13 protein-coding genes are annotated in these 20,868 nt (G+C 59.0%); 8 read left to right on the top strand and 5 right to left on the bottom strand.

The genetic code is table 11. The annotated features are described in order from the left end of the window. Positions 1–13 precede the first annotated feature (13 nt). The 3 genes from asmA to udk form a co-directional block, all read right to left on the bottom strand. Complete coding sequence (gene asmA, locus OJ965_RS09010; protein WP_265138897.1) at positions 14–1,837, bottom strand: outer membrane assembly protein AsmA; 1,824 nt, start codon at positions 1,835–1,837, stop codon at positions 14–16. Positions 1,838–1,849: 12 nt separating this feature from the next. Further along, a complete protein-coding gene (gene dcd / locus OJ965_RS09005) occupies positions 1,850–2,431 on the bottom strand; it encodes a dCTP deaminase (protein ID WP_009089244.1) in 582 nt (193 codons plus the stop codon). Between the two features lie 81 nt (positions 2,432–2,512). Beyond that, the gene (gene udk / locus OJ965_RS09000) at positions 2,513–3,154 is read right to left on the bottom strand and encodes a uridine kinase (protein WP_009089240.1); all 642 of its coding nucleotides are present in this window, start codon (positions 3,152–3,154) and stop codon (positions 2,513–2,515) included. Between the two features lie 284 nt (positions 3,155–3,438). Between udk and OJ965_RS08995 the strand changes: the two genes are divergently transcribed. The 5 genes from OJ965_RS08995 to OJ965_RS08975 all read left to right on the top strand — a co-directional run bounded on the left by OJ965_RS08995 (position 3,439) and on the right by OJ965_RS08975 (position 10,499). Further along, positions 3,439–4,053, top strand: a complete 615-nt coding sequence (locus tag OJ965_RS08995) for a phosphatase PAP2 family protein (protein WP_009089238.1) — start codon at positions 3,439–3,441, stop codon at positions 4,051–4,053. Between the two features lie 163 nt (positions 4,054–4,216). Beyond that, a complete protein-coding gene (locus tag OJ965_RS08990; protein ID WP_265138894.1) occupies positions 4,217–7,552 on the top strand; it encodes a diguanylate cyclase in 3,336 nt (1,111 codons plus the stop codon). 75 nt (positions 7,553–7,627) lie between these two features. Beyond that, complete coding sequence (yegD, locus tag OJ965_RS08985; RefSeq protein ID WP_111208251.1) at positions 7,628–8,980, top strand: molecular chaperone; 1,353 nt, start codon at positions 7,628–7,630, stop codon at positions 8,978–8,980. 386 nt (positions 8,981–9,366) lie between these two features. Next, positions 9,367–10,071, top strand: a complete 705-nt coding sequence (locus tag OJ965_RS08980; protein ID WP_046102198.1) for a hypothetical protein — start codon at positions 9,367–9,369, stop codon at positions 10,069–10,071. Beyond that, positions 10,068–10,499, top strand: coding sequence for a hypothetical protein (locus OJ965_RS08975; protein ID WP_046102199.1), 432 nt, complete (start codon positions 10,068–10,070; stop codon positions 10,497–10,499). The genes OJ965_RS08980 and OJ965_RS08975 overlap by 4 nt, the downstream gene beginning before the upstream one ends. Before the next feature lie 164 nt (positions 10,500–10,663). On the opposite strand, the gene OJ965_RS08970 is transcribed toward OJ965_RS08975, so the two are convergent. Beyond that, complete coding sequence (locus tag OJ965_RS08970) at positions 10,664–12,007, bottom strand: carbohydrate porin (RefSeq protein ID WP_167428794.1); 1,344 nt, start codon at positions 12,005–12,007, stop codon at positions 10,664–10,666. A 208-nt stretch (positions 12,008–12,215) separates the two neighbouring features. Beyond that, positions 12,216–13,175 carry an aldo/keto reductase gene (locus OJ965_RS08965; protein ID WP_009089229.1) on the bottom strand — a complete coding sequence of 320 codons (960 nt, stop codon included), beginning with the start codon at positions 13,173–13,175 and terminating at the stop codon, positions 12,216–12,218. Between the two features lie 240 nt (positions 13,176–13,415). Between OJ965_RS08965 and OJ965_RS08960 the strand changes: the two genes are divergently transcribed. The 3 genes from OJ965_RS08960 to mdtC are packed head-to-tail and all read left to right on the top strand — an operon-like array spanning position 13,416 to position 20,841. Further along, positions 13,416–14,648, top strand: coding sequence for an MdtA/MuxA family multidrug efflux RND transporter periplasmic adaptor subunit (locus tag OJ965_RS08960; RefSeq protein ID WP_154927633.1), 1,233 nt, complete (start codon positions 13,416–13,418; stop codon positions 14,646–14,648). Next, positions 14,648–17,770, top strand: coding sequence for an MdtB/MuxB family multidrug efflux RND transporter permease subunit (locus OJ965_RS08955; protein WP_154927632.1), 3,123 nt, complete (start codon positions 14,648–14,650; stop codon positions 17,768–17,770). The genes OJ965_RS08960 and OJ965_RS08955 overlap by 1 nt, the downstream gene beginning before the upstream one ends. After that, positions 17,767–20,841 (top strand): multidrug efflux RND transporter permease subunit MdtC, encoded by a 3,075-nt coding sequence (mdtC, locus tag OJ965_RS08950; RefSeq protein WP_058956691.1) that lies wholly within the window; start codon positions 17,767–17,769, stop codon positions 20,839–20,841. The genes OJ965_RS08955 and mdtC overlap by 4 nt, the downstream gene beginning before the upstream one ends. Positions 20,842–20,868: the final 27 nt, after the last annotated feature.

The following is a 20,868-nucleotide window of genomic DNA, read 5'->3' as shown; positions in this document are numbered from 1 at the left end:
GATCCTGCGCCCGTTACGGGCGCAGGATTTTCTTCAGGTTCTGTTTGTTCTCGTCATCTTTCTGACGATCGATCCACTGATTGAGCCGGGATTTCGCTTCACTCTGCAACCGGTCACGCAGCACGGCATCCACCGGCAGTGAATATTGCAGACTGTCCCAGTCGCCATACATACGCAGCGGAATCGGCTGAGCAGAGAGCGTCTTCACCAGCGCGTCGTCGCCCTGCCAGCCGCTGATTTTCAGCCCCAGCGTGACGTCCAGCTGACGCTGCGCCAGATCCACCCTGCCCGCGCCCTGTAAGCCGAGATCCTGACCATTGCCTTCGATATCGCTGAAGCTGAGCACACCTTTATTCAGGGCGACCTGCGCACTGATCGACTCAATGCCTTCATCGGCCTTCTCTGTATTGCTGACTTTGTCGCTCACCCGCGCCACGGCGCGCTGCACCATCTGCTGAAGGTTAATCTGAGCCAGCTTCAGGTTACTGGCGCTGATCGTCGCCCTGCCCTGCCAGCGACGTTTGGCCGCCTCGACATTCAGCGTGTCGCCGGCCAGTTCGCCATCAAGACTCAGATTACCCTGCAGACTCTCCGGCAGCGCAAATGCCTTCAGCAGCGGCTGAATGGCAATCAGCCGGAGCTGTGGCTTCAGGGCCACCTGCGTCTCCGGCTGACGGATATCAATGCTGCCGGGGATCGAGAAACTGCCATTGCCCAGTTTGCCGCGCAGGGTGTTCAGGGTCATCAGCCCCTGCTGGTTGCTGGCATCGACGGTGAGGCCGGTGAGCGACAGTCCACGCCAGACCGCACTGTCCGCCTGTAATTTCAGGGCCAGATCCATCTCGTTCAGCGGGGAATCGGCATTGCGGGTTTCACGCGGCGCAGCAATCACCGGCGACCGTGCGACGGTCGCGCGCTGCACGCCGGGCGTCTCGGCAACGGGGGCACCGTTCAGCAGATTATCGAGGTTCAGCGTGGTCGCTTTCAGATCCAGCGCCAGCCGCTGCGGCGGCGCAATATGACCCTCACCCTGACCGGTCAGCGTGGTGTCATTGGCCGTGAGTTGCAGGTTGCTGAAGGCAAACTGCTGGCGGTCGCCATTCCATTCACCCTGCAGGGTCAGCGAACCTTTAATGCCCTGAGGCGGGATATCGGCACCGGAAAGGGTGTAATCAAACTGCTGGAGCTGGCCGGTGAGACGATGAGGATACTGGGCGGCATCCAGCTGACCTTTGAGGGTGACGGTGGCGTTGCGCTGGTTGCGCATCAGCGTGGTGCTCAGCGCCAGCGTCGCCTGCTTGTTCGCGTCCTGCTCCATGTTCATGTTGAGATCGCGGAAATTGTATTCGTCGCCGCCTGGCTGCTGCCAGATCAGCAGGCTGTCTGCCACCCGCAGTTTCGCTATGTCAAACGACCAGCCGCCGGAGGGGGCAACCGGATCGGCATCACGGGGTCCCTGGGGGGCATTTTTGCTCAGCCGGGCAGCGCTGTCTGGCGTGACGCGCACCACCGCATTTTTCAGCATCACCTGGCTGACGCTCAGCTGATGGGATAACAGCGGCCAGAGATCCACATCCAGCCGCATATTGTCGGCCGAGACCAGCGGCTGGCTGGCACCGGGCGCGGTCAGACTCATCCGGCCGGAGAGAATGCTCAGCTGCGGCCAGACGTGCCAGCGCAGATCGCTGCTGACCTGAAGCTGATAACCACTGCGTTGTTCGACCTGCTGCACCATATAGGCACGAAAGTCGTTGGGATTGACCAGCAGCACCAGCGCGCTCATTCCCGTTACGACCACCACTAACAGGATGGCCAGCGTGGTTATCACTCTTTTCATCAAATCCTCAGATCAGTCTTTGTCGATACGACTGGCGTCAGCGCCCTGCTGACCCCGATATTTGGCATCTTCACGACGGTTATAAGGGCGCGCAGCCGGGCCAGAAAGCGGCTCGAAACTCAGCGCGCCGATAAGCATACCGGGACGCAGCGCCAGCGGCAGTTTACCGGAATTGTAGAACTCCAGCACGATCCGGCCCTGCCAGCCGGGATCGATGCGGTGCGCCGTGACATGCACCATCAGTCCGAGCCGGGCCAGCGAAGAGCGACCATCCAGCCAGCCCACCAGATCGTCCGGCAGCGTCACCGACTCCAGCGTTACTGCGAGGGCCAGCTCACCCGGATGCAGGAAAAAGGCTTCGCCATCTGCCAGCACGATCTCATCGCTCATCACGCGATCCAGTGCCGCGCTCACTTCCTGTTTCGGGCCGCTCAGATCGATAAAGGCTGCGGTATGACCGCTGAAGGTACGGAACTGATTGCCCAGGCGCACATCGACCGTGGCGCCGTTGATGCGCTCGACCGGCGGACGCGGCTCAATCGCCAGCTTGCCACTATCCAGCCAGGCTTCGATATCGCGATCGCATAATCTCATTGCGGTAACTCCATGACATGAGTGTAGCAAACCGGCAGGCGTGCCTGCCGCCGGTCTGCCTCACGTCCTCAGGGACGTGAACTATTCAAAAAACTGGTTGATTTTCGCCTTGAGGATATCGATGGCGATACGGTTCTTGCCGCCGCGCGGCACGATGATATCCGCGTACTGCTTAGACGGTTCGATAAACTGCAGGAACATCGGACGCACGGTCTTCTGATACTGGCTCATCACCGAATCCATGGAGCGGCCACGCTCATTGACGTCACGCTTCATACGGCGCATCAGACAGATGTCGAGCGGCGTGTCCACGAAGATGGAGAAGTTGAGCTCCTGGCGCAGGCGCGCGTCGGTCAGCAGCAGGATCCCCTCAAGGATAATCACCTTCTTCGCCTTGAGGATCTGCGTTTCCTGGGTGCGGGTGTGCTCGACATAGCTATACACCGGCAGCTCAATATCCTGCCCGGCTTTGACGGCCTGCAGATGCTGCAGCAGTAAATCATGATCCATCGCGCTCGGATGGTCATAATTGGTTTTAACCCTCTCTTCCATGGTGAGGTGACTTTGATCTTTGTAATACGCATCTTCCGGGATAACCCCGATATGCTCGCCACCAACCTGATCACGGATTTCACGATAGAGCGTGCTGGCAATTAAACTTTTACCGGATGCGGAAGCGCCGGCAATGCCTACAATCACGCACTGATGGGACTTGTCAGTCATACTTTTTTAAGACCTGATAACTGGAGCCTGCCACTGGTCACACATTACGCGGGCAGCTGACGGGCCGAAATGGAGAGGGTGTGTTCGCGCTAAGTATAGGGATTTCGGCCTTTTGATGCCAGAGAAATGGCGTCTGCGACTTTTCAGACTTTCTCCTTTGGACGCCACTCATTTCACCGATAAACTAGTGTCACCCCCTACTCAGAAAAAAATGGCCTGCGCAGCGGGCCGTTCAGATAACCTGTGTCGCGAACGTGACGACCGAATGATGCATCAGGAGTTGTATGCACTGGAAGACTTTGACCTATTTTGGCGACAGCATGCTGTTGATTCCGACAGCGGTGATTATTGCGCTGATTCTGCCGTGGAAGAGTGATAACCGTCTTACGGTGTTTTACTGGATTGTGGCATTTGGCCTGGCCGGTCTGACCGTCAGCCTTTCTAAAATTCTGTTTCTGGGCTTTGGCATCGGCAGCGCCCGCTTCAACTTTACCGGCTTCAGCGGTCACAGCGCCATGTCTGCCACCCTGTGGCCAGTGATGCTGTGGCTAATCTCCGGGCGCTGGCCTGCGCTGCTGCGCGTGGCGGCGATTGGCGTTGGCTATCTGATCCCGCTGATGGTCGGTTTCTCCCGTCTCGTTATCCACGCACACTCGAAAAGTGAGGTGGCGACCGGTCTGCTGCTGGGCTTCACGCTGAGCACCGCGTTTCTGATCTCCCAGCGCCGCACCGCGCTAAAGGGCTTCAGCTGGCCGCAAATCGGGGCCGCGCTGCTCGTGCCGTTTGTCCTGATGAGTCACGGTCGCGTTGCCACTACCCAGCAGTTTCTGGAGCGCTTCTCCGCCAGCCTGGCGGGTCTGGAAAAACCCTATACCCGGGCCGATCTTTTTCGCCAGTAATCAACAGGCTGCCCATCGACATTTCCCCGCCCGTCAATTCGCTGAATAGCGGGCAAACTCGATTTCCTCCCTTTTTTCTTTGCCGAATGTGCTAGCATGCAGTCAGAGAATGACCGGTGCCTGATTCGCCATTGCGGAGCCCTGCACCCTGCCGGAAGTCTGCATGACGATTGAGATCTTTGCCCCGCAAAATAGCACACCTGGCCGCTGGCTCTCGGCCCTGCTCCTGGGCTGTGCGGTATTTGTCCTGACGCTGTTCTGTCTTGAACTGATCGTGGTGAGCGTGAAAATTTCACCGCTCTGGTTCCCGACCACCTTCATGACCATTGTGGTGTTTCGCTGCCCGTTACGTCAGCTGCCGCTGCTGCTGACGGCCTGCGTGCTTGGCACCGCAGCCGCTAATGCCATCGTCATCGGCCCTGCCCTCTCTAACATTAAATTCGCCCTGCTCAACCTGGTGCAGGCGGGCGTGGGCGGGATGCTGCTGCGCGCCCTGCTCGATCGGCGCGCGCCGCTGAATTCGCTGCACGACTGGGCACGGCTGGTGCTGTCGGTGGGCATTGTGACCCCGCTACTCGGCGGGCTGCTGGCGCTGTGGATGCTCAGGGTCAGCGGGCACGCGTCGTTTCCCTTCTTCTATACCTGGGTGATCTCTGAAATCATCGGCATGCTGGTGTTAGGCCCGATGTTACTGCTGATGCCGTGGCCGCTGCGTCGCGCGCACTTCAGCGATCTGCGTCCGGCGGAGTGCGTGCTGACGCTGCTTATCACTTTAGGCGCCAGCTACCTGGCACTGCGTTTTATGCCGTGGCCCTTTACCTTTATCGTGGTGATCCTCTTCTGGTGCGCCGTTCGCCTGCCTAAGCTGCAGGCGTTTGTGCTGTTCTTCCTCAATGCCAGCTTTATCGCATTATTGCTGGCCTGTAACCTGGTCAGCGTGGTGAATAACAACACCGCGCTGGGCCCGGTCTCCAGCTGGTTACCCTTCCTGCTGGTCCTGATCCCCAGCCATATTATGTCGCTGGTGATGGATGCGTTCCGGCGCGAAAAGCTGCATATCACCGACAGTGAAACCCGTTTCCGTCATGCGATGGAGTACTCCGCGATCGGTATGGCGCTGGTCGCGCCGCAGGGTAACTGGCTGCAGGTGAACCGTTCGCTTTGCCAGATCCTGGGCTACCCGGCGGAGGAGCTGAAGCGGCTGACGTTCCAGCAGATTACCCATCCCGACGATCTGGCCCTTGACCTGCAGCAGGTAAATCAGCTGCTGGAAGGTGAGATTGATACCTACACCTTTGAAAAACGCTATTTCCGCAAGGATGGCGAGATCGTCTGGGCGCGGCTGACAGTGTCGCTGGTGCGTGACGGCGACACGGCACCGCTCTATTTTATTGCGCAGATCATCGACATCTCCGAGCTGAAAAAGAGCGAGCAGGTAAACCGACGGCTGATGGAGCGCATCACGCTGGCGAATGAGGCGGGCGGCATCGGCGTCTGGGAGTGGAACCTGCTGACCGGCGAGATGCTGTGGGACAAGCGCATGTACGCCCTGTTTGGTCTGGCTCCGCATGAGTCGCCCAGCTATGACCTCTGGCTCCATCTGCTGCATACCGCCGACCGCGAATATGCCGCATTGACGGTGCAGCAGGCGATAGAGCTGCGCAGTGCATTCCATATGGAGTACCGCATCGTGGACGCGCAGGGTCAGCGCTGGATCCGCACGCAGGCGAACCGGCAGCTGAGTAAAGAGGGCCGTATCGAGCGTATGCTCGGCATCTGTCAGGACATTACGCCGCTACGCGATCTTAATGAAGCGCTGTTTCAGGAGAAAGAGCGCATGGCGATCACCCTGGACTCGATCGGCGAGGCGGTGATCAGTACCGATGAAGCGATGCGCGTAGCCTTTATGAATCCGGTGGCAGAGAAGATGAGCGGCTGGTCTCAGGAGCAGGCCGCCGGCAAGCCGCTGAGCGAGCTGCTGCACATCACCCAGGGACAGACCGGCCCTGAGGTGGAGAATCTGCTACTGTGCCAGTTACCGCCGGAAAAAATCACCCCCGACCTGGATGAAGATCTGGTGCTGCACACCCCGGATGGCGGCCATATCGATATTCACTACAGCATTACGCCACTGCGCTCCGAGGCGGGTCTTGAACAGGGCGCGGTGATGGTTATTCAGGATGTGAGCGAGTCGCGAAAACTGATGAAGCGCCTGAGCTACAGCGCGCTGCATGACACCCTGACACGTCTGCCTAACCGGGCCAGTTTTGAGCTGCAGCTTAAGCGACTGCTGTTTGACGCGGCTGAACATCATCATCAGCACGTGCTGGTGTTCATCGACCTGGATAAGTTTAAAGCGGTCAATGACAGCGCCGGCCATGCTGCGGGCGATGCGTTACTGCGGGAACTTTCAGAGCTGATGCAGCACCATCTGCGCAGCAGTGATTTCCTGGCCCGACTGGGCGGCGATGAGTTTGCCCTGCTGATGGCCGACTGTCAGGTCGACCAGGCGCGTGACGTGGTGCAGCGGATTGTGGCCGCCGTAAACGACTATCGTTTCCAGTGGCAGGAACGCCGCTATCAGGTGGGGGCGAGCGCGGGCGTCACACAGATTTCCGCCGACAACTGCGTCAGCGGTGATGTGCTGTCGCAGGCAGACATCGCCTGCTACAACGCCAAACGCAGCGGGCGCGGACGGCTGGTCGTCTTTGAACAGCACCGCCTGCCGCTGCCGGGCAACCCTCAGGGAGTAGATGCTGCGATGATTGATGCGCTGCAAATTGAGCTGCCCGCCTGGGCTGTCGCCCCACCCAAAACGCCTCAGTCAGCCTTTATCTGGCTGCTGGAGGTCCAGCTATTGACTGCGGAGGGGATACTGGTGGATGAAACCCTGCTGCGTCATAACCTGCCGGATGAAACGCTGCGTCGCCGGCTCGATAGCAATATCATCGAGGCCTTTTTCCGCCAGGACGTCGGGACGCTGAATAAAAAAGGGATCCCGGTCATCCTGCCGCTGAGTGAAGAGCTGCTCGGTGACGCCGCTTTTGTGCAGCAACTCTGTCAGCGCTTTGTCGCCGCAGGTCTCGCCAGCAGCCGCTGTGGTTTTGCTTTTCCGGCCGCCAGCGTACTGAGTAAAAGCGATCGGTTCTATACCGCGCTGCTGCAGCTGCGTGAGTGTGGCTGTCGCATCGCGCTACACCATTTTGGCCGCAATCTGGACGCCTTTAATCTGCTGAGTGACGAAGTGGTCGATTACCTGGTGCTGGCACCGGAATTGGTCGCTAACGCCCACACCAGCCTGATGGATGAGATGCTGCTGACCATCATTCAGGGCCAGGCAACGCAGCGCCATATTTCGGTGCTGGCGGGTCCGGTTTCCGTTCCGGCGGTGCTTAGCACGCTGGCTGATCTTGACGTCGATGGCGTCTGGGGCAGCGCGGTAACCGAGCGTCAGCCGCTCCGTTCCCTGGCGGAAGATCGCCTCTTTGCTATCCGCTGATTCCCGCGCTGGCCGCTTGCCACCCTGCTGAAGCTGCGCTAAAGTCGCCCCCTTTTTTCCGGCATGGGGGCGAAAATGTTCATAGGATTCGATTACGGCACGGCTAACTGCTCTATTGCAGTGAGCGAAAATGGCTCGCCGCGTCTGTTAACGCTGGAAAATGGTCAGCGTCTGCTGCCGTCAATGATCTGTGCACCGACCCGCGAGTCGGTCAGCGAATGGCTCTATCGCCATCATCAGGTGGCAACCCCTGACAGTGAAACCACCGCGCTGCTGCAGCGCGCGCTGCGTTACAACCGCGAAGAGGATATTGAGGTTCAGCCCGGCAGCGTGCAATTTGGTCTGACCGCCCTGCAGCACTACATGGTCGATCCCGAAGATGTCTGGTTCGTTAAATCCCCCAAATCCTTTCTGGGTGCCAGTGGCCTGAAGCCACAGCAGATCGCCCTGTTTGAAGATCTGGTCTGCGCCATGATGCTGCACATCCGCCAGCAGGGTGAAAGCCAGCTCGGGCAGACCCTCGATCAGGCGGTGATCGGTCGCCCTGTCAACTTCCAGGGGCTGGGCAGCGATGAGTCGAACCAGCAGGCAGAGGGTATCCTGCTGCGTGCCGCCCACCGCGCCGGATTCCGTGACGTTGAGTTTCAGTTTGAACCCGTCGCCGCCGGACTCGATTTCGAAGCGACCCTGCAGCAGGAGACGCGGGTGCTGGTGGTGGATATCGGCGGCGGCACCACCGACTGCTCGATGTTGCTGATGGGCCCGCAATGGCGCAACAGAGCCGACCGTCGTGAAAGCCTGCTGGGCCACAGTGGCTGTCGCGTCGGCGGTAACGATCTCGATATCATGCTGGCCTTTAAGACGCTGATGCCGCTGCTGGGTCTGGGCGGCAACACTCAGAAGGGCACCGCCCTGCCCGCACTGCCGTGGTGGAACGCGATTGCCATCAATGATGTGCCGGCGCAGAGCGACTTTTACAGCGCCGCCTGTGGGAAATGGCTGCGGGATTTAGTGCGTGACGCAGAACAGGGTGACATCGTGGCGCGTCTGCTGAAAGTGTGGCAGCAGAAGCTGAGTTACCGTTTAGTGCGCGCGGCGGAAGAGAGCAAGATTGCGCTGTCAGACGCCCCGGTGCATACCGCCTCACTCGACTTCGTGGCCGCCGCGCTGCAGACAGACGTGAGCGTGGGTCAGCTGCAGGAGGCGATCAGTCAGCCGCTGGAGAAAATTCTGGAGCAGGTGCAGCTCGCCTTAGCCACCAGCCAGATTAAGCCTGATGTCATTTACCTGACCGGCGGCAGTGCGCGTTCGCCTCTGCTGCGCGCGGCGCTGCAGCAGACGCTGCCCGACACGCCGATTGCCGGTGGCGATGATTTCGCCTCGGTCACGGCCGGTCTGGCACGCTGGGCAGAGGTGTTGTTCCGGTAATAGTGCTCTTCTTTACTCTGCAATGAAAAAACGGCACCCGTGAGTGCCGTTTTTTTTGCGGGTAACGCTGCCCTCACTGGCTCATTAAAACATATCCATTGCTCTACCCGCGCCGTTCAGGGAAAAGCCTGAACCGGACGCTCTCTTACGGCAGGAACCCTCATTTCTGTTTTCAGCGATCTGCCACACGGACACGCTATAGCAACGTCGTTTAACCTGTCACAGGAAGCGTTTATCTGTAAGGTCGCTTCGTTTTACCTGTTAAGCCACTATTGCTGGAGCTGTGTGTTCACAGCGAACGCTCCCTCTCCTTCACAGTGGTCCGGCGATCCCGTGTCAGAGAACATCAGACCGCCATAAATAGATAACGTATGGAGAGACTCAGGATGAGTAATCGGTCAGACATTATTGAAGGCGCTCAGGCACCTTATGCAAACAGGGGGCTGGTTTATACCGAAGTGCTGGGCTGGGTCGATCTAGGCCACGCGCAGGGTACAGATATTCGGGAGCTGTTGAGGTTAATCACGCTGGGTGAGTCCTCAGGAAAGCACTATTATGAGGTCAGATATTCGCAGGGCATGAGCGGAATCCGGGGCCAGTTTCGATCAGGAAAGATGACCACCTGGCAGATCCGACATGGCCGGCCTGGCTGGGAGCAAAAAAGTATCGCGCTGGCGATGATGATGAGCATAGCTCGAAAATTCGAGGATTTTCAGAGCGCGTTTCCCTATCACCTTGGCTCTGACAGCGGTTTTAGTGGCGAAGACCTGGTCTCAGACCTGCTGGGTTTTTATCGTGTCGTGTCGATCCAAAACCCCTTTGAAATGCTACGTCCGGTGAGTAAAAATGAAGCGCTGAAACGCTGGGATTACTACGGTAACATCGGTCGCTGGAAAAACGAGACTTTCAGGCCTTTACTGTTCCCTGACCCGGAAAAATTCCCTCATTCATCTCCCCGGAGCGGAGTGCTTCCCGCCTTCATGCGCACGGTGATTCCCTATCACGATTTTTTGTCTGGAAACGTCATTTTGCCCCGGCACGGTAAAACATTCATGATTTTAGGCTCAGTTAAAAGCAGGATGGGATTATGAGAAGAGGCAGCGCCGTTCTGATGAGCGTCATTGTCATGGGGATGGTTGTGGTGGCGATGGGATGGCCCTATGTAAGGATGGCTTTTGCCAGTAGCGCTCATTATTCCCAGCAGGATAAGCGCCAGTACAACTATTACACGCCCGATTTACTGAAAGAGATGCCTCGCCTTTCTGACAATTACGAATTCAGCTACAGCAATATCAGTGGTCCACAGGCTTTTGTTTATGGTCTTCAGTTTAAGGGTACAACCGATACCAGCAGAATCCGTGACTATCTGTTCTCCAGAGGATATGAAAAACAAAAGCAGTGCCAGACCAAAGCTGAATGCTGGCGGTCCTCACAAAATCAGGACGTTGTTTCATTTTACAGTCTGGCTGAGTTAAATATGGTGAGTGTTGAACTCTATCGACGCGGACATAATGAGTAAAACGTCAGAAGATAAAAACAGACATCTGTAGCAAAGTATGGCGGGCCGGGAATGGCCCGCCATAAATCTGTCCGCTATAGCGATTTTGCGTATAGCCTGTGCTCACCGCCTCAGATCGCTATCCCCGTCCAAATCGCTCTTCCGGATAAGGCCTGAGCAGTGGATCAGAAGGCAATATTGGCGCTGATACCGCCGATAAAGGCATCTTTGACTTCACTCACCGCACCCGGTGCTACTACATACTGCAGGTTAGGTCGCAGTGACATCCAGTTCGTCACTTTGGCGTTGTAGTAAACCTCATAGTTGTACTCTGACCCTTCCTGAATCGGCAGATAGGTCGGGCTGTCAAAGCGGCTCTCACCATTAGCCTGATTCTGCTGACGCAGGGAGCGGGTATAGTCGCTGTTCACATGAATGCGTGATGCGCCTACGCCAATCTCATCCTGCGGACGGGCATCAAACGGACCGGTCCAGGTCAAGGCGACAGACTGGTAGTTGTCGGTTTTCGAGGTCTTGTGATCGTTCATCACAGCCTGTACCCGCACGCCCAGACCACGATTCACATCGCCATCCTGCGCGGTCAGCTGCTGTTGTAACAGCAGATAGCCGCCATAGGCGTGAGCCTGATCCTGATAGCCGCCGTTGCGCCAGCTGCCATAAACATCGCCATCCACTGACGAGTAGTAGTAGCCGATGCGGTAGTTACCCGGTAATTTCTCCGGCCCGAACGTCGGTTTCCAGCCCAGTTCGACCGGCACCAGATTGCCTTCAGAGTTGCTGGTATCCAGCCGGAAGCCATCGCCGCGATCGTAGTTGGCGCGGTTCTGGTTGTAGAAACCCACCTGGAAGAACAGCTCAGGCGTCATATTGATTTTTACCCGACCGCCCCACTGCGAGACCGGCCAGTTGAACCAGCGATCGCCGCGCCAGTTACCCGCCTGGCCGCTGCCCAGCGCCAGGTTCTGGAACAGGTTGCCGTCGAAGTTATCGAAGTCCTCGCCCACGGTGACCCGCCCGGCTTTCAGATCAACCACATCGTTGAACAGCCCTTTGCGCAACCAGAACTGCGTCAGCCGCCAGGTCTGACCGCGACCGTACACCTCCTGAACCGATGAGAGCATACCGGTGCGTTTATCCGCCACCTGCTCAGAGAGATTCTGTCCGTCGCGGTTAGTGACGGTCATCTGAAACTCTGCATCCTGCCAGTTCAGCAGTTTTTCCAGATCGAAGTTGGTGCCAAACGTCCACTGATCGCTGTAGCGCATGGTGGTGTTGGTATCTGCGCCGCCACCCAGATTGGCGGCACTTTCCATGGTGTAGTTAACGTCAAACTTAATCCCTTCATCCTGCAGCTGCGTTCGGTAACCGTCCCAGTCACCAAACATCCATTCGGAATCCGGGCTCAGAGCGTCAGCCGCCATAGCGGGCGCGGAGAGAATAGCCAGGATCAGGGTGCCGGTTGCCACACGGCGCAGCGGAAAAGCGTGCTCTGCTTGTCTGTTTTTCATGGTGCGTTTTCTTATGTGAGTGACAGGAAGTGACGCGCAGAGGATAGTGCTGGATAAGCTTCAGTTTTTGTAAATACGTGCGCATAATTTCCTGAAACATCAGTTTATTAACGCATTTGTGATCGGGATCGCTGAATGGTTATTCTGCGGGCAGAATGCGCATTTTTTGACAGGCGTAATCGATAAAGGGGCGCTAGCGCCCCCTGAATCAGCGGCTGGCCTCGTCCAGCTGTGCAATCTGCTCTGGGGTCAGGGTCAGCTGTGTCGCCCCCACCAGGTCGTCGATCTGCTGAAGCGAGGTGGCGCTGACGATCGGCGCGGTAATCCCGGGACGGGCAATCTGCCAGGCGAGTGCGACCTGCGTCGGCGTCACCTGATGCGCCTCGCTGATAGCATCCAGCGCGTCGAGAATCCGCAATCCGCGCGGATTGAGGTATTTCTCTACCACGCCCTGCCCCCGTGCGCTTTTTCCGGCATCAGCCGCATCACGGTATTTGCCACTGAGAAAACCGCTCGCCAGCGAGTAGTAGTTGATGACGCCCAGACCCTGTGCCATGACCACCGGCTCAAGCTCCGATTCATAGGGCTGACGGTCGTAGAGGTTATATTCAGGTTGTAAGGTCTCATAGCGCGCCAGCCCCTGGCTCTCACTCACCTGCAATGCCTCCTCAAGCCGCGCCGCACTGTAGTTAGAGGCTCCGATGGCGCGCACTTTCCCTTCACGGATCAGGCTGTCGAAGGCACTCAGGGTGTCGGCCAGCGGCGTATCCTGGTCGTCGCGATGCGCCTGATAGAGATCGATATAGTCAGTCTGTAACCGGCGCAGTGAATCTTCGACCGCCTGGCGAATATATTGCGGCTTCAGCCCGGTTTTCTCGGGTGACAGCTCCATGCCGACCTTAGTCGCCAGTACGATCTGGTCACGTTTACCGCTTTTTTTCAGCCACTCACCAATAATGGTTTCCGATTCTCCCCCTTTGTTGCCCGGTGCCCAGCGGGAATAGACGTCGGCGGTGTCGATAAACCAGAGTCCTTTCTCCACCAGCGCATCCAGCAGCGAAAAGGAGGTCGGCTGATCTACCGTCCAGCCAAATACATTGCCGCCAAACGTCAGTAACGGCACCGCGATACCACTGTCACCTAACTGCCGGGTTTGATTCTGACTCATCCTCTGCTCCTTATTTGCCTGATAAAGGGTCTTTATTTCAGCATAGCAAAGGGATTTTCATGGCTTAATGACGATTGTGCTGCGATTAATGAAAGAACAGGCATAATTACGCCGTCCTGACAGATATCCTTAATTCCTTCAATTTCTGCCTGTCAGAGGCGACTACACTCTGTCGTTTGCAGGCTCCCCCTTTGATGCCTGCGCCTGGGACTACGTCACTGCTGGAGAGCATCAACAATCATGAGCACCCGACATCCTGTAATGAAAAAAACCCTGATCGTGCTGGCCCTGATCGCCGTGGCCGCTGGCGGCTATTACGTCTGGCAGCGCCCCGCTGAGCCGCAGAGCAGCCAGAGTGGCTCGCCAGCCCCACGCGGTAAGGGTGGCGATGACGGCGCACGCCGTTCGCTGGCACCGGTTCAGGCCGCTACAGCGACGCGCCAGAGCGTGCCGCAATATCTGAGCGGTCTCGGCACCGTCACCGCCGCCAATACCGCCACGGTGCGCAGCCGGGTGAATGGCGATCTGCTGGCGATTCATTTTACCGAAGGTCAGCAGGTCAAAGCGGGCAAGTTGCTGGCGGAAGTCGATCCGCGGCCTTATCAGGTAGCCCTCACCCAGGCACAGGGCCAACTGGCGAAAGATCAGGCGACGCTGGCTAACGCCCGCCGGGACCTGGCACGCTATGAAAAGCTGGCGAAAACATCGCTGGTGTCGCAACAGGATCTGGATACCCAGCGCTCACTGGTCAGCGAAACGCTCGGCACGCTGAAAGCCGATGAGGGCAGTGTCGCCAGTGCGCAGCTTAACCTCACCTACAGTCGGATCACCGCACCCATTGCCGGCCGGGTGGGTCTGAAACAGGTGGATGTCGGCAACTACGTGACCAGCGGCGACACCAACGGCATTGTGATCATCACCCAGACGCAGCCGATCGATGTGGTCTTTACCCTGGCAGAAAACAGCATCACGCCGATTCTGAAAGCGCAGAAAAGCGGTGAGCCACTGCTGGTGGAAGCCTGGGATCGCAGTAACCAGAATCTGATTGCCAGCGGTAAGCTGCTGAGCCTGGACAACCAGATTGATGTCACCACCGGCACCATCAAAATCAAAGCGCGTTTTGACAATCAGGATGACACGCTCTTCCCCAACCAGTTCGTCAATGTGCGCCTCAAGGTCAACACCCTGCAGGATGCGATTGTAATCCCGCCTGCCGCGCTGCAGATGGGCAACGAGGGCCACTTTGTCTGGGTGGTCAACAGCGACAACAAGGTCAGTAAGAAAAGCGTGATGGCCGGGCTGCAGGACAGCCAGAAGGTGGTGGTCAGCGCCGGTCTGGAAGCGGGTGAGCGTGTCGTCACCGACGGTCTGGATCGCCTGACTGAAGGTGCGAAAGTCGAGGTCGTGACCGCCCAGAGCAGTGCACCGGGCAGCAGCCGGGCCACCCTGCCGTCAAAAGGAGAGCGTGAGTAATGCAGGTCATGCCTCCCAATCACAGTGGCGGGCCGTCACGGCAGTTTATTCTGCGTCCGGTTGCCACCACGCTGTTGATGATTGCGATTTTACTGGCCGGGGTGCTGGGTTATCGCTTCCTGCCGGTGTCGGCCCTGCCTGAAGTGGACTATCCGACCATCCAGGTGGTCACGCTCTATCCGGGCGCCAGCCCGGATGTGGTCACCTCTTCCATTACCGCCCCGCTGGAGCGCCAGTTTGGCCAGATGTCCGGCCTGAAACAGATGGCATCACAAAGCGCGGGGGGCGCCTCGGTTGTGACCCTGCAGTTCCAGCTGTCGCTGCCGCTGGATGTGGCGGAGCAGGAGGTGCAGGCCGCCATTAACTCCGCCACCAACCTGCTGCCCAACGATCTGCCTAATCCACCGGTCTACAGCAAAGTGAACCCGGCCGATCCGCCGATTATGACGCTGGCGGTCACCACCAGCAGCATGCCGCTGACGCAGGTTCAGGACATGGTGGAAACGCGGGTGGCGCAGAAGATTTCTCAGGTCAGCGGCGTCGGCCTCGTCACCCTGTCGGGCGGTCAGCGTCCGGCCGTGCGGGTAAAAATGAATGCCCAGGCGCTGGCGGCGCTGGGTCTGACCAGCGAAAGCGTGCGCACCGCAATCAGCAATGCCAACGTCAACTCCGCCAAAGGGAGCCTGGATGGCCCGACCCGCTCAGTCACCCTGTCAGCCAATGACCAGATGAAATCTGCTGAGGATTACCGCCAGCTGATTATCAGCTATAAAAATGGCGCACCGGTGCGGCTTGGCGACGTGGCGACCATCGAACAGGGCGCGGAAAACAGCTGGCTGGGTGCGTGGGCCAACCGCGATGCGGCGATTGTGCTCAACGTTCAGCGTCAGCCCGGAGCCAATATCATCGCCACCGCCGACAGCATTCGCGCCATGCTGCCAGCGCTGACGGCGACGCTGCCAAAATCGGTGGAGGTGAAACTGCTCACCGACCGCACCACCAATATCCGCGCGTCGGTCAGTGACACACAGCATGAGCTGATGCTGGCGATGGCGCTGGTGGTGATGATTATCTACCTCTTTCTGCGCAATGTGCCGGCCACCCTGATCCCGGCAGTCGCCGTGCCGCTGTCGCTGATCGGCACCTTTGCCGCGATGTATTTCCTCGGTTTTTCGATCAACAACCTCACGCTGATGGCGCTGACCATCGCCACCGGCTTTGTGGTCGACGATGCCATCGTGGTGATTGAGAACATCTCACGCTATATCGAGAAAGGAGAAAAGCCGCTCACCGCTGCGCTGAAAGGGGCTGGCGAGATCGGCTTCACCATCATCTCCCTCACCTTCTCGCTGATTGCGGTACTTATCCCGCTGCTGTTTATGGGGGATGTGATTGGCCGCCTGTTCCGCGAATTTGCCGTGACGCTGGCGGTGGCGATTCTGATTTCTGCCGTGGTCTCGCTGACGCTGACGCCGATGATGTGCGCCAGAATGCTGAGCGCAGAGTCGCTGCGTAAACAGAACCGTTTCTCCCGGGCCAGTGAAGCGATGTTTGACCGCATCGTGGCCGTTTACGGTCGCGGCCTGAGCCGGGTGCTGAATCACCCCTGGCTGACGCTGTCGGTGGCGCTGGGCACGCTGGTTCTGACACTGGTGCTCTGGATGATCATCCCCAAAGGCTTCTTCCCGCAGCAGGACAACAGCATTATTCAGGGCACGCTGCAGGCTCCCCAGTCCGTTTCCTACGCCAGCATGGCGCAGCGCACCCGCGACGTCGCCTCGGTCATCATGAAAGATCCGGCGGTGCAGAGCCTGACCTCCTTTGTCGGCGTGGATGGCACCAACGCCTCGCTGAACAGCGCGCGGCTGCAGATCAACCTGAAACCGCTGGATGAGCGCGATGACCGTATTCCTGAAATCGAGCAGCGCCTGCAACAGCAGGTCAGTCAGCTGCCGGGCGTCCAGCTGTGGCTGCAGGCGGTGCAGGATCTCACTATCGATACGCAGGCGAGCCGCACCCCCTATCAGTTCACGCTGCAGTCGGGTTCCCTGTCGTCGCTCAGCACCTGGGTGCCCGCCCTGCTGAACCGTCTCAGAACCCTGCCGCAGCTGCGCGATGTCAGCAGCGACTGGCAGGATCAGGGGCTGGAAGCCTACGTCAATGTCGATCGCGACAGCGCCAGCCGCCTCGGCATCAGCATGGCGGATGTCGATAATGCGCTCTATAACGCCTTCGGCCAGCGGCTGATCTCTACCATCTACACCCAGGCCAATCAGTATCGCGTGGTGCTGGAGCAGGACAATCACGCCACGCCGGGTCTGCAGAGCCTGGACGCGATTCGCCTGAACAGCACCGACGGCGGCAGCGTGCCGCTGAGCGCCATTGCCCGCATCGAACAGCGCCATGCGCCCCTCAGCATCAGCCATCTCGACCAGTTTCCTTCGGCGACCTTCTCTTTTAATGTCGCTGACGGCTACTCGCTGGAAGATGCGGTGAAAGCGGTGTCGCAGGCTGAAGCAGAGCTGGGAATGCCGGCGGAGATGATGACCCAGTTCCAGGGCAGCACCCTGGCGTTCGAAGCGGCGCTGAGCAGCACCGTCTGGCTGATTGTGGCGGCGATTGTCGCGATGTATATCGTGCTGGGTGTGCTCTATGAGAGCTTCATCCACCCCATCACCATCCTCTCCACCTTGCCCACGGCCGGTGTCGGCGCGCTGCTGGCACTGATGCTCAGCGGTAACGAGCTGGATATTGTGGCGATCATCGGCATCATCCTGCTGATCGGTATTGTGAAAAAGAATGCCATCATGATGATCGACTTTGCGCTGGCGGCCGAACGTGAACAGGGAATGAAACCCTATGACGCCATCTATCAGGCCTCACTGCTGCGCTTCCGTCCGATTCTGATGACCACGCTGGCGGCCCTGCTGGGTGCACTGCCGCTGATGCTCAGCACCGGCGTCGGCGCGGAACTGCGTCATCCGCTGGGGATTGCGATGGTCGGCGGCCTGATTCTGAGTCAGGTGCTGACGCTGTTCACCACGCCGGTGATCTACCTGCTGTTTGATCGCCTGGCGCACGCCACCCGCCGCCGCTTCGGCCGCACGGAGGCCGCAGAGTGAAGTTCTTTGCCCTGTTTATTCACCGGCCCGTCGCCACCACCCTGCTGACGCTGGCCATCGCGCTGGCCGGAATTCTGGGGTTCCGGCTGCTGCCGGTTGCCCCGCTGCCGCAGGTCGATTTTCCGGTGATCGTCATCTCCGGCTCGCTGCCGGGGGCCTCACCCGAGATCATGGCGTCGTCGGTCGCCACGCCGCTGGAGCGGTCGCTGGGACGTATCGCGGGCGTCAGTGAAATGACCTCGATGAGCTCGCTGGGCAGTACCCGCATCATTCTGGTGTTCGATTTCGATCGCGACATCAACGGTGCCGCGCGCGACGTGCAGGCTGCGCTCAACGCGGCGCAAAGCCTGCTGCCGACCGGCATGCCCTCACGTCCGACTTACCGCAAAGTGAACCCCTCTGATGCGCCGATTATGATCATGACGCTGACCTCGGATACCTACAATCCGGGCCAGCTCTACGATTATGCCTCGACGCAGCTGGCGCAGAAGCTGTCGCAGATTCAGGGGGTCGGCGACGTTACCGTGGGGGGCAGTTCGCTGCCCGCCGTGCGCGTGGCGCTCAATCCGCAGGCGCTGTTTAATCAGGGTGTCTCGCTGGATGCGGTGCGCACCGCCATTTCCGACGCCAACCAGCGCCGCCCGCAGGGCGCAGTGGATGATTCACAGCAGCGCTGGCAGTTGCGCACCAATGACGCGCTGCAGACCGCCCGCGAGTATCAGCCGCTGATCGTGCATTATAAAAACGGCGCGGCGGTGAAGCTGTCTGATGTGGCGACCGTGGAAGATTCGGTTCAGGACGTACGCAACGCCGGGATGTCACGCGGTAAACCGGCCGTGCTGCTGCTGATCCGCAAAACCCCTGACGCGAATGTCATTGAGACGGTTGACCGCATCCGTGCCGAGATGCCGCTGCTGCATGAGGTGATCCCGGCCGCCATCGACCTGCAGATTGCCCAGGATCGCTCCCCTACCATCCGCGCCTCGCTGCATGAAGTGGAGCAGTCGCTGTTAATCGCCGTCGGGCTGGTGATTCTGGTGGTGTTCGTGTTCCTGCGCTCCGGGCGCGCCACGCTGATCCCCGCCATCGCCGTGCCGGTCTCGCTGATTGGCACCTTCGCGGCCATGTACCTGTGCGGCTTCAGCCTCAACAACCTGTCGCTGATGGCGCTGACCATTGCCACCGGCTTTGTGGTGGACGATGCGATCGTGGTGCTGGAGAACATCGCCCGCCATGTGGAAGCGGGTATGAAACCGCTGGCCGCCGCGCTGAAGGGCGTGCGCGAAGTGGGCTTTACCGTGCTGTCGATGAGCCTGTCGCTGATTGCGGTTTTCCTGCCGCTGCTGATGATCGGCGGGCTGATTGGCCGTTTCTTCTCGGAATTTGCCATTACCCTGTCGGTGGCGATCGCCATCTCGCTGGTTATTTCGATCACCCTGACGCCGATGATGTGCGCGTATCTGCTGAAGCCTCACGCGCCACGCAGCCAGCCGCGCCGGCGCGGTGCAGGTCGGCTGCTGATGGCGATTCAGCAGGGCTATGGCCGATCGTTAAGCGTGGTGCTGAATCATGCGCGCTGGGTGCTGCTGCTCTTTTTCGCCACGATTGCCCTGACCGGCTGGCTGTTTGTCTCTATCCCGAAAACCTTTATGCCGGAACAGGATACCGGGCGACTCGCCGGGTTTATCTCCGCGGACCAGAGCATCTCGTTTCAGGCGATGCGCAGTAAGCTGCAGGATTTCATGGAGATCGTCGGAGCCGACCCGGCGGTAGACAGCGTGGTGGGCTTTACCGGTGGCATGCGCACCAACAGCGGCTCCATGTTTATCTCCCTGAAACCGCTCTCTGAGCGGAAAGAGAACGCGCAGGCGGTTATCGCCCGGCTGCGCGACAAGCTGGCGAAAGAGCCGGGTGCCAGCCTCTATCTGAATGCGGTGCAGGATCTGCGCGTCGGCGGCCGGGAGTCGAACGCCGGATACCAGTATTCGCTGCTGTCGGACGATCTCAATGCGCTGCGCACCTGGGAGCCGAAAATCCGTCAGGCGTTCTCTGCCCTGCCGCAGCTGGCGGATGTGAACTCCGATCAGCAGGATAAAGGCAGCGAGATGGCGCTGACCTACGATCGAGAAAGCATGGCCCGTCTGGGCATCGATGTCTCCGGAGCCAATGCGCTGTTAAATAACGCCTTTGGTCAGCGGCAGATCTCCACCATCTACCAGCCGCTTAACCAGTACAAAGTGGTGATGGAGGTGGATCCGCGCTATACCCAGGATATCAGTGCCCTGTCACAGATGTTTGTGATAAACAGCGAAGGCAAAGCGATTCCGCTGTCGTGGTTCGCCCACTGGCAGCCCGCCAATGCCCCACTGTCGGTGAACCATGAAGGGCTGTCGGCTGCCTCGACCATCTCGTTCAATCTGCCGGAAGGGGTTTCGCTGTCACAGGCCTCTGACGCGATTGAGCGCACCATGACCGCGCTGGGCGTGCCTTCCAGCGTACGCGGCAGCTTTGCCGGCACGGCGCAGGTGTTTCAGCAGTCGCAAAGCAGCCAGCTGTGGCTGATGCTGGCGGCGATTGCCGCGGTCTATATCGTGCTGGGGATCCTCTATGAGAGCTATGTGCATCCGCTGACGATCCTTTCCACACTGCCTTCGGCGGGCGTGGGCGCGCTGCTGGCGCTGGAACTGTTTGATACCCCCTTCAGCCTGATTGCCCTGATTGGTATCCTGCTGCTGATCGGTATCGTGAAAAAGAACGCCATCATGATGGTCGATTTTGCGCTGGAAGCTGAGCGCAACGGCCAGCTCAGCGCACGGGATGCCATTTTCCAGGCGTGTCTGCTGCGCTTCCGGCCGATCATGATGACCACACTGGCGGCGCTGTTTGGCGCGCTGCCGCTGGTGTTATCCAGTGGCGACGGGGCGGAACTGCGTCAGCCGCTGGGGATTACCATTGCAGGGGGTCTGGTGATGAGTCAGTTACTGACGCTCTACACCACGCCGGTGATCTACCTGATGATGGATAAGCTGCGGCGCAGAAAGCGGTCGCGGTCAGCCGCACCGCAGACGTAACGCCTGAGGCTGCAGCAGGCCACCGGG

The sequence above is a fragment of the Pantoea anthophila genome, from assembly GCF_026104315.1.
Taxonomy (GTDB): domain Bacteria; phylum Pseudomonadota; class Gammaproteobacteria; order Enterobacterales; family Enterobacteriaceae; genus Pantoea; species Pantoea anthophila.
Note: the sequence above shows the minus strand (reverse complement) of the source record. Positions and strands in the feature narration are given on the sequence as shown.

Excerpts from the sequence above, each read along its gene's own strand:
- OJ965_RS08995 (WP_009089238.1), top strand. The coding sequence starts at position 3,439 with ATGCACTGGAAGACTTTGACCTATTTTGGCGACAGCATGCTGTTGATT.
- OJ965_RS08980 (WP_046102198.1), top strand. The coding sequence starts at position 9,367 with ATGAGTAATCGGTCAGACATTATTGAAGGCGCTCAGGCACCTTATGCA.
- dcd (WP_009089244.1), bottom strand. The coding sequence starts at position 2,431 with ATGAGATTATGCGATCGCGATATCGAAGCCTGGCTGGATAGTGGCAAG.
- OJ965_RS08960 (WP_154927633.1), top strand. The coding sequence starts at position 13,416 with ATGAGCACCCGACATCCTGTAATGAAAAAAACCCTGATCGTGCTGGCC.
- OJ965_RS08975 (WP_046102199.1), top strand. The coding sequence starts at position 10,068 with ATGAGAAGAGGCAGCGCCGTTCTGATGAGCGTCATTGTCATGGGGATG.
- OJ965_RS08990 (WP_265138894.1), top strand. The coding sequence starts at position 4,217 with ATGACGATTGAGATCTTTGCCCCGCAAAATAGCACACCTGGCCGCTGG.
- yegD (WP_111208251.1), top strand. The coding sequence starts at position 7,628 with ATGTTCATAGGATTCGATTACGGCACGGCTAACTGCTCTATTGCAGTG.
- udk (WP_009089240.1), bottom strand. The coding sequence starts at position 3,154 with ATGACTGACAAGTCCCATCAGTGCGTGATTGTAGGCATTGCCGGCGCT.
- OJ965_RS08965 (WP_009089229.1), bottom strand. The coding sequence starts at position 13,175 with ATGAGTCAGAATCAAACCCGGCAGTTAGGTGACAGTGGTATCGCGGTG.
- asmA (WP_265138897.1), bottom strand. The coding sequence starts at position 1,837 with ATGAAAAGAGTGATAACCACGCTGGCCATCCTGTTAGTGGTGGTCGTA.
- OJ965_RS08955 (WP_154927632.1), top strand. The coding sequence starts at position 14,648 with ATGCAGGTCATGCCTCCCAATCACAGTGGCGGGCCGTCACGGCAGTTT.
- OJ965_RS08970 (WP_167428794.1), bottom strand. The coding sequence starts at position 12,007 with ATGAAAAACAGACAAGCAGAGCACGCTTTTCCGCTGCGCCGTGTGGCA.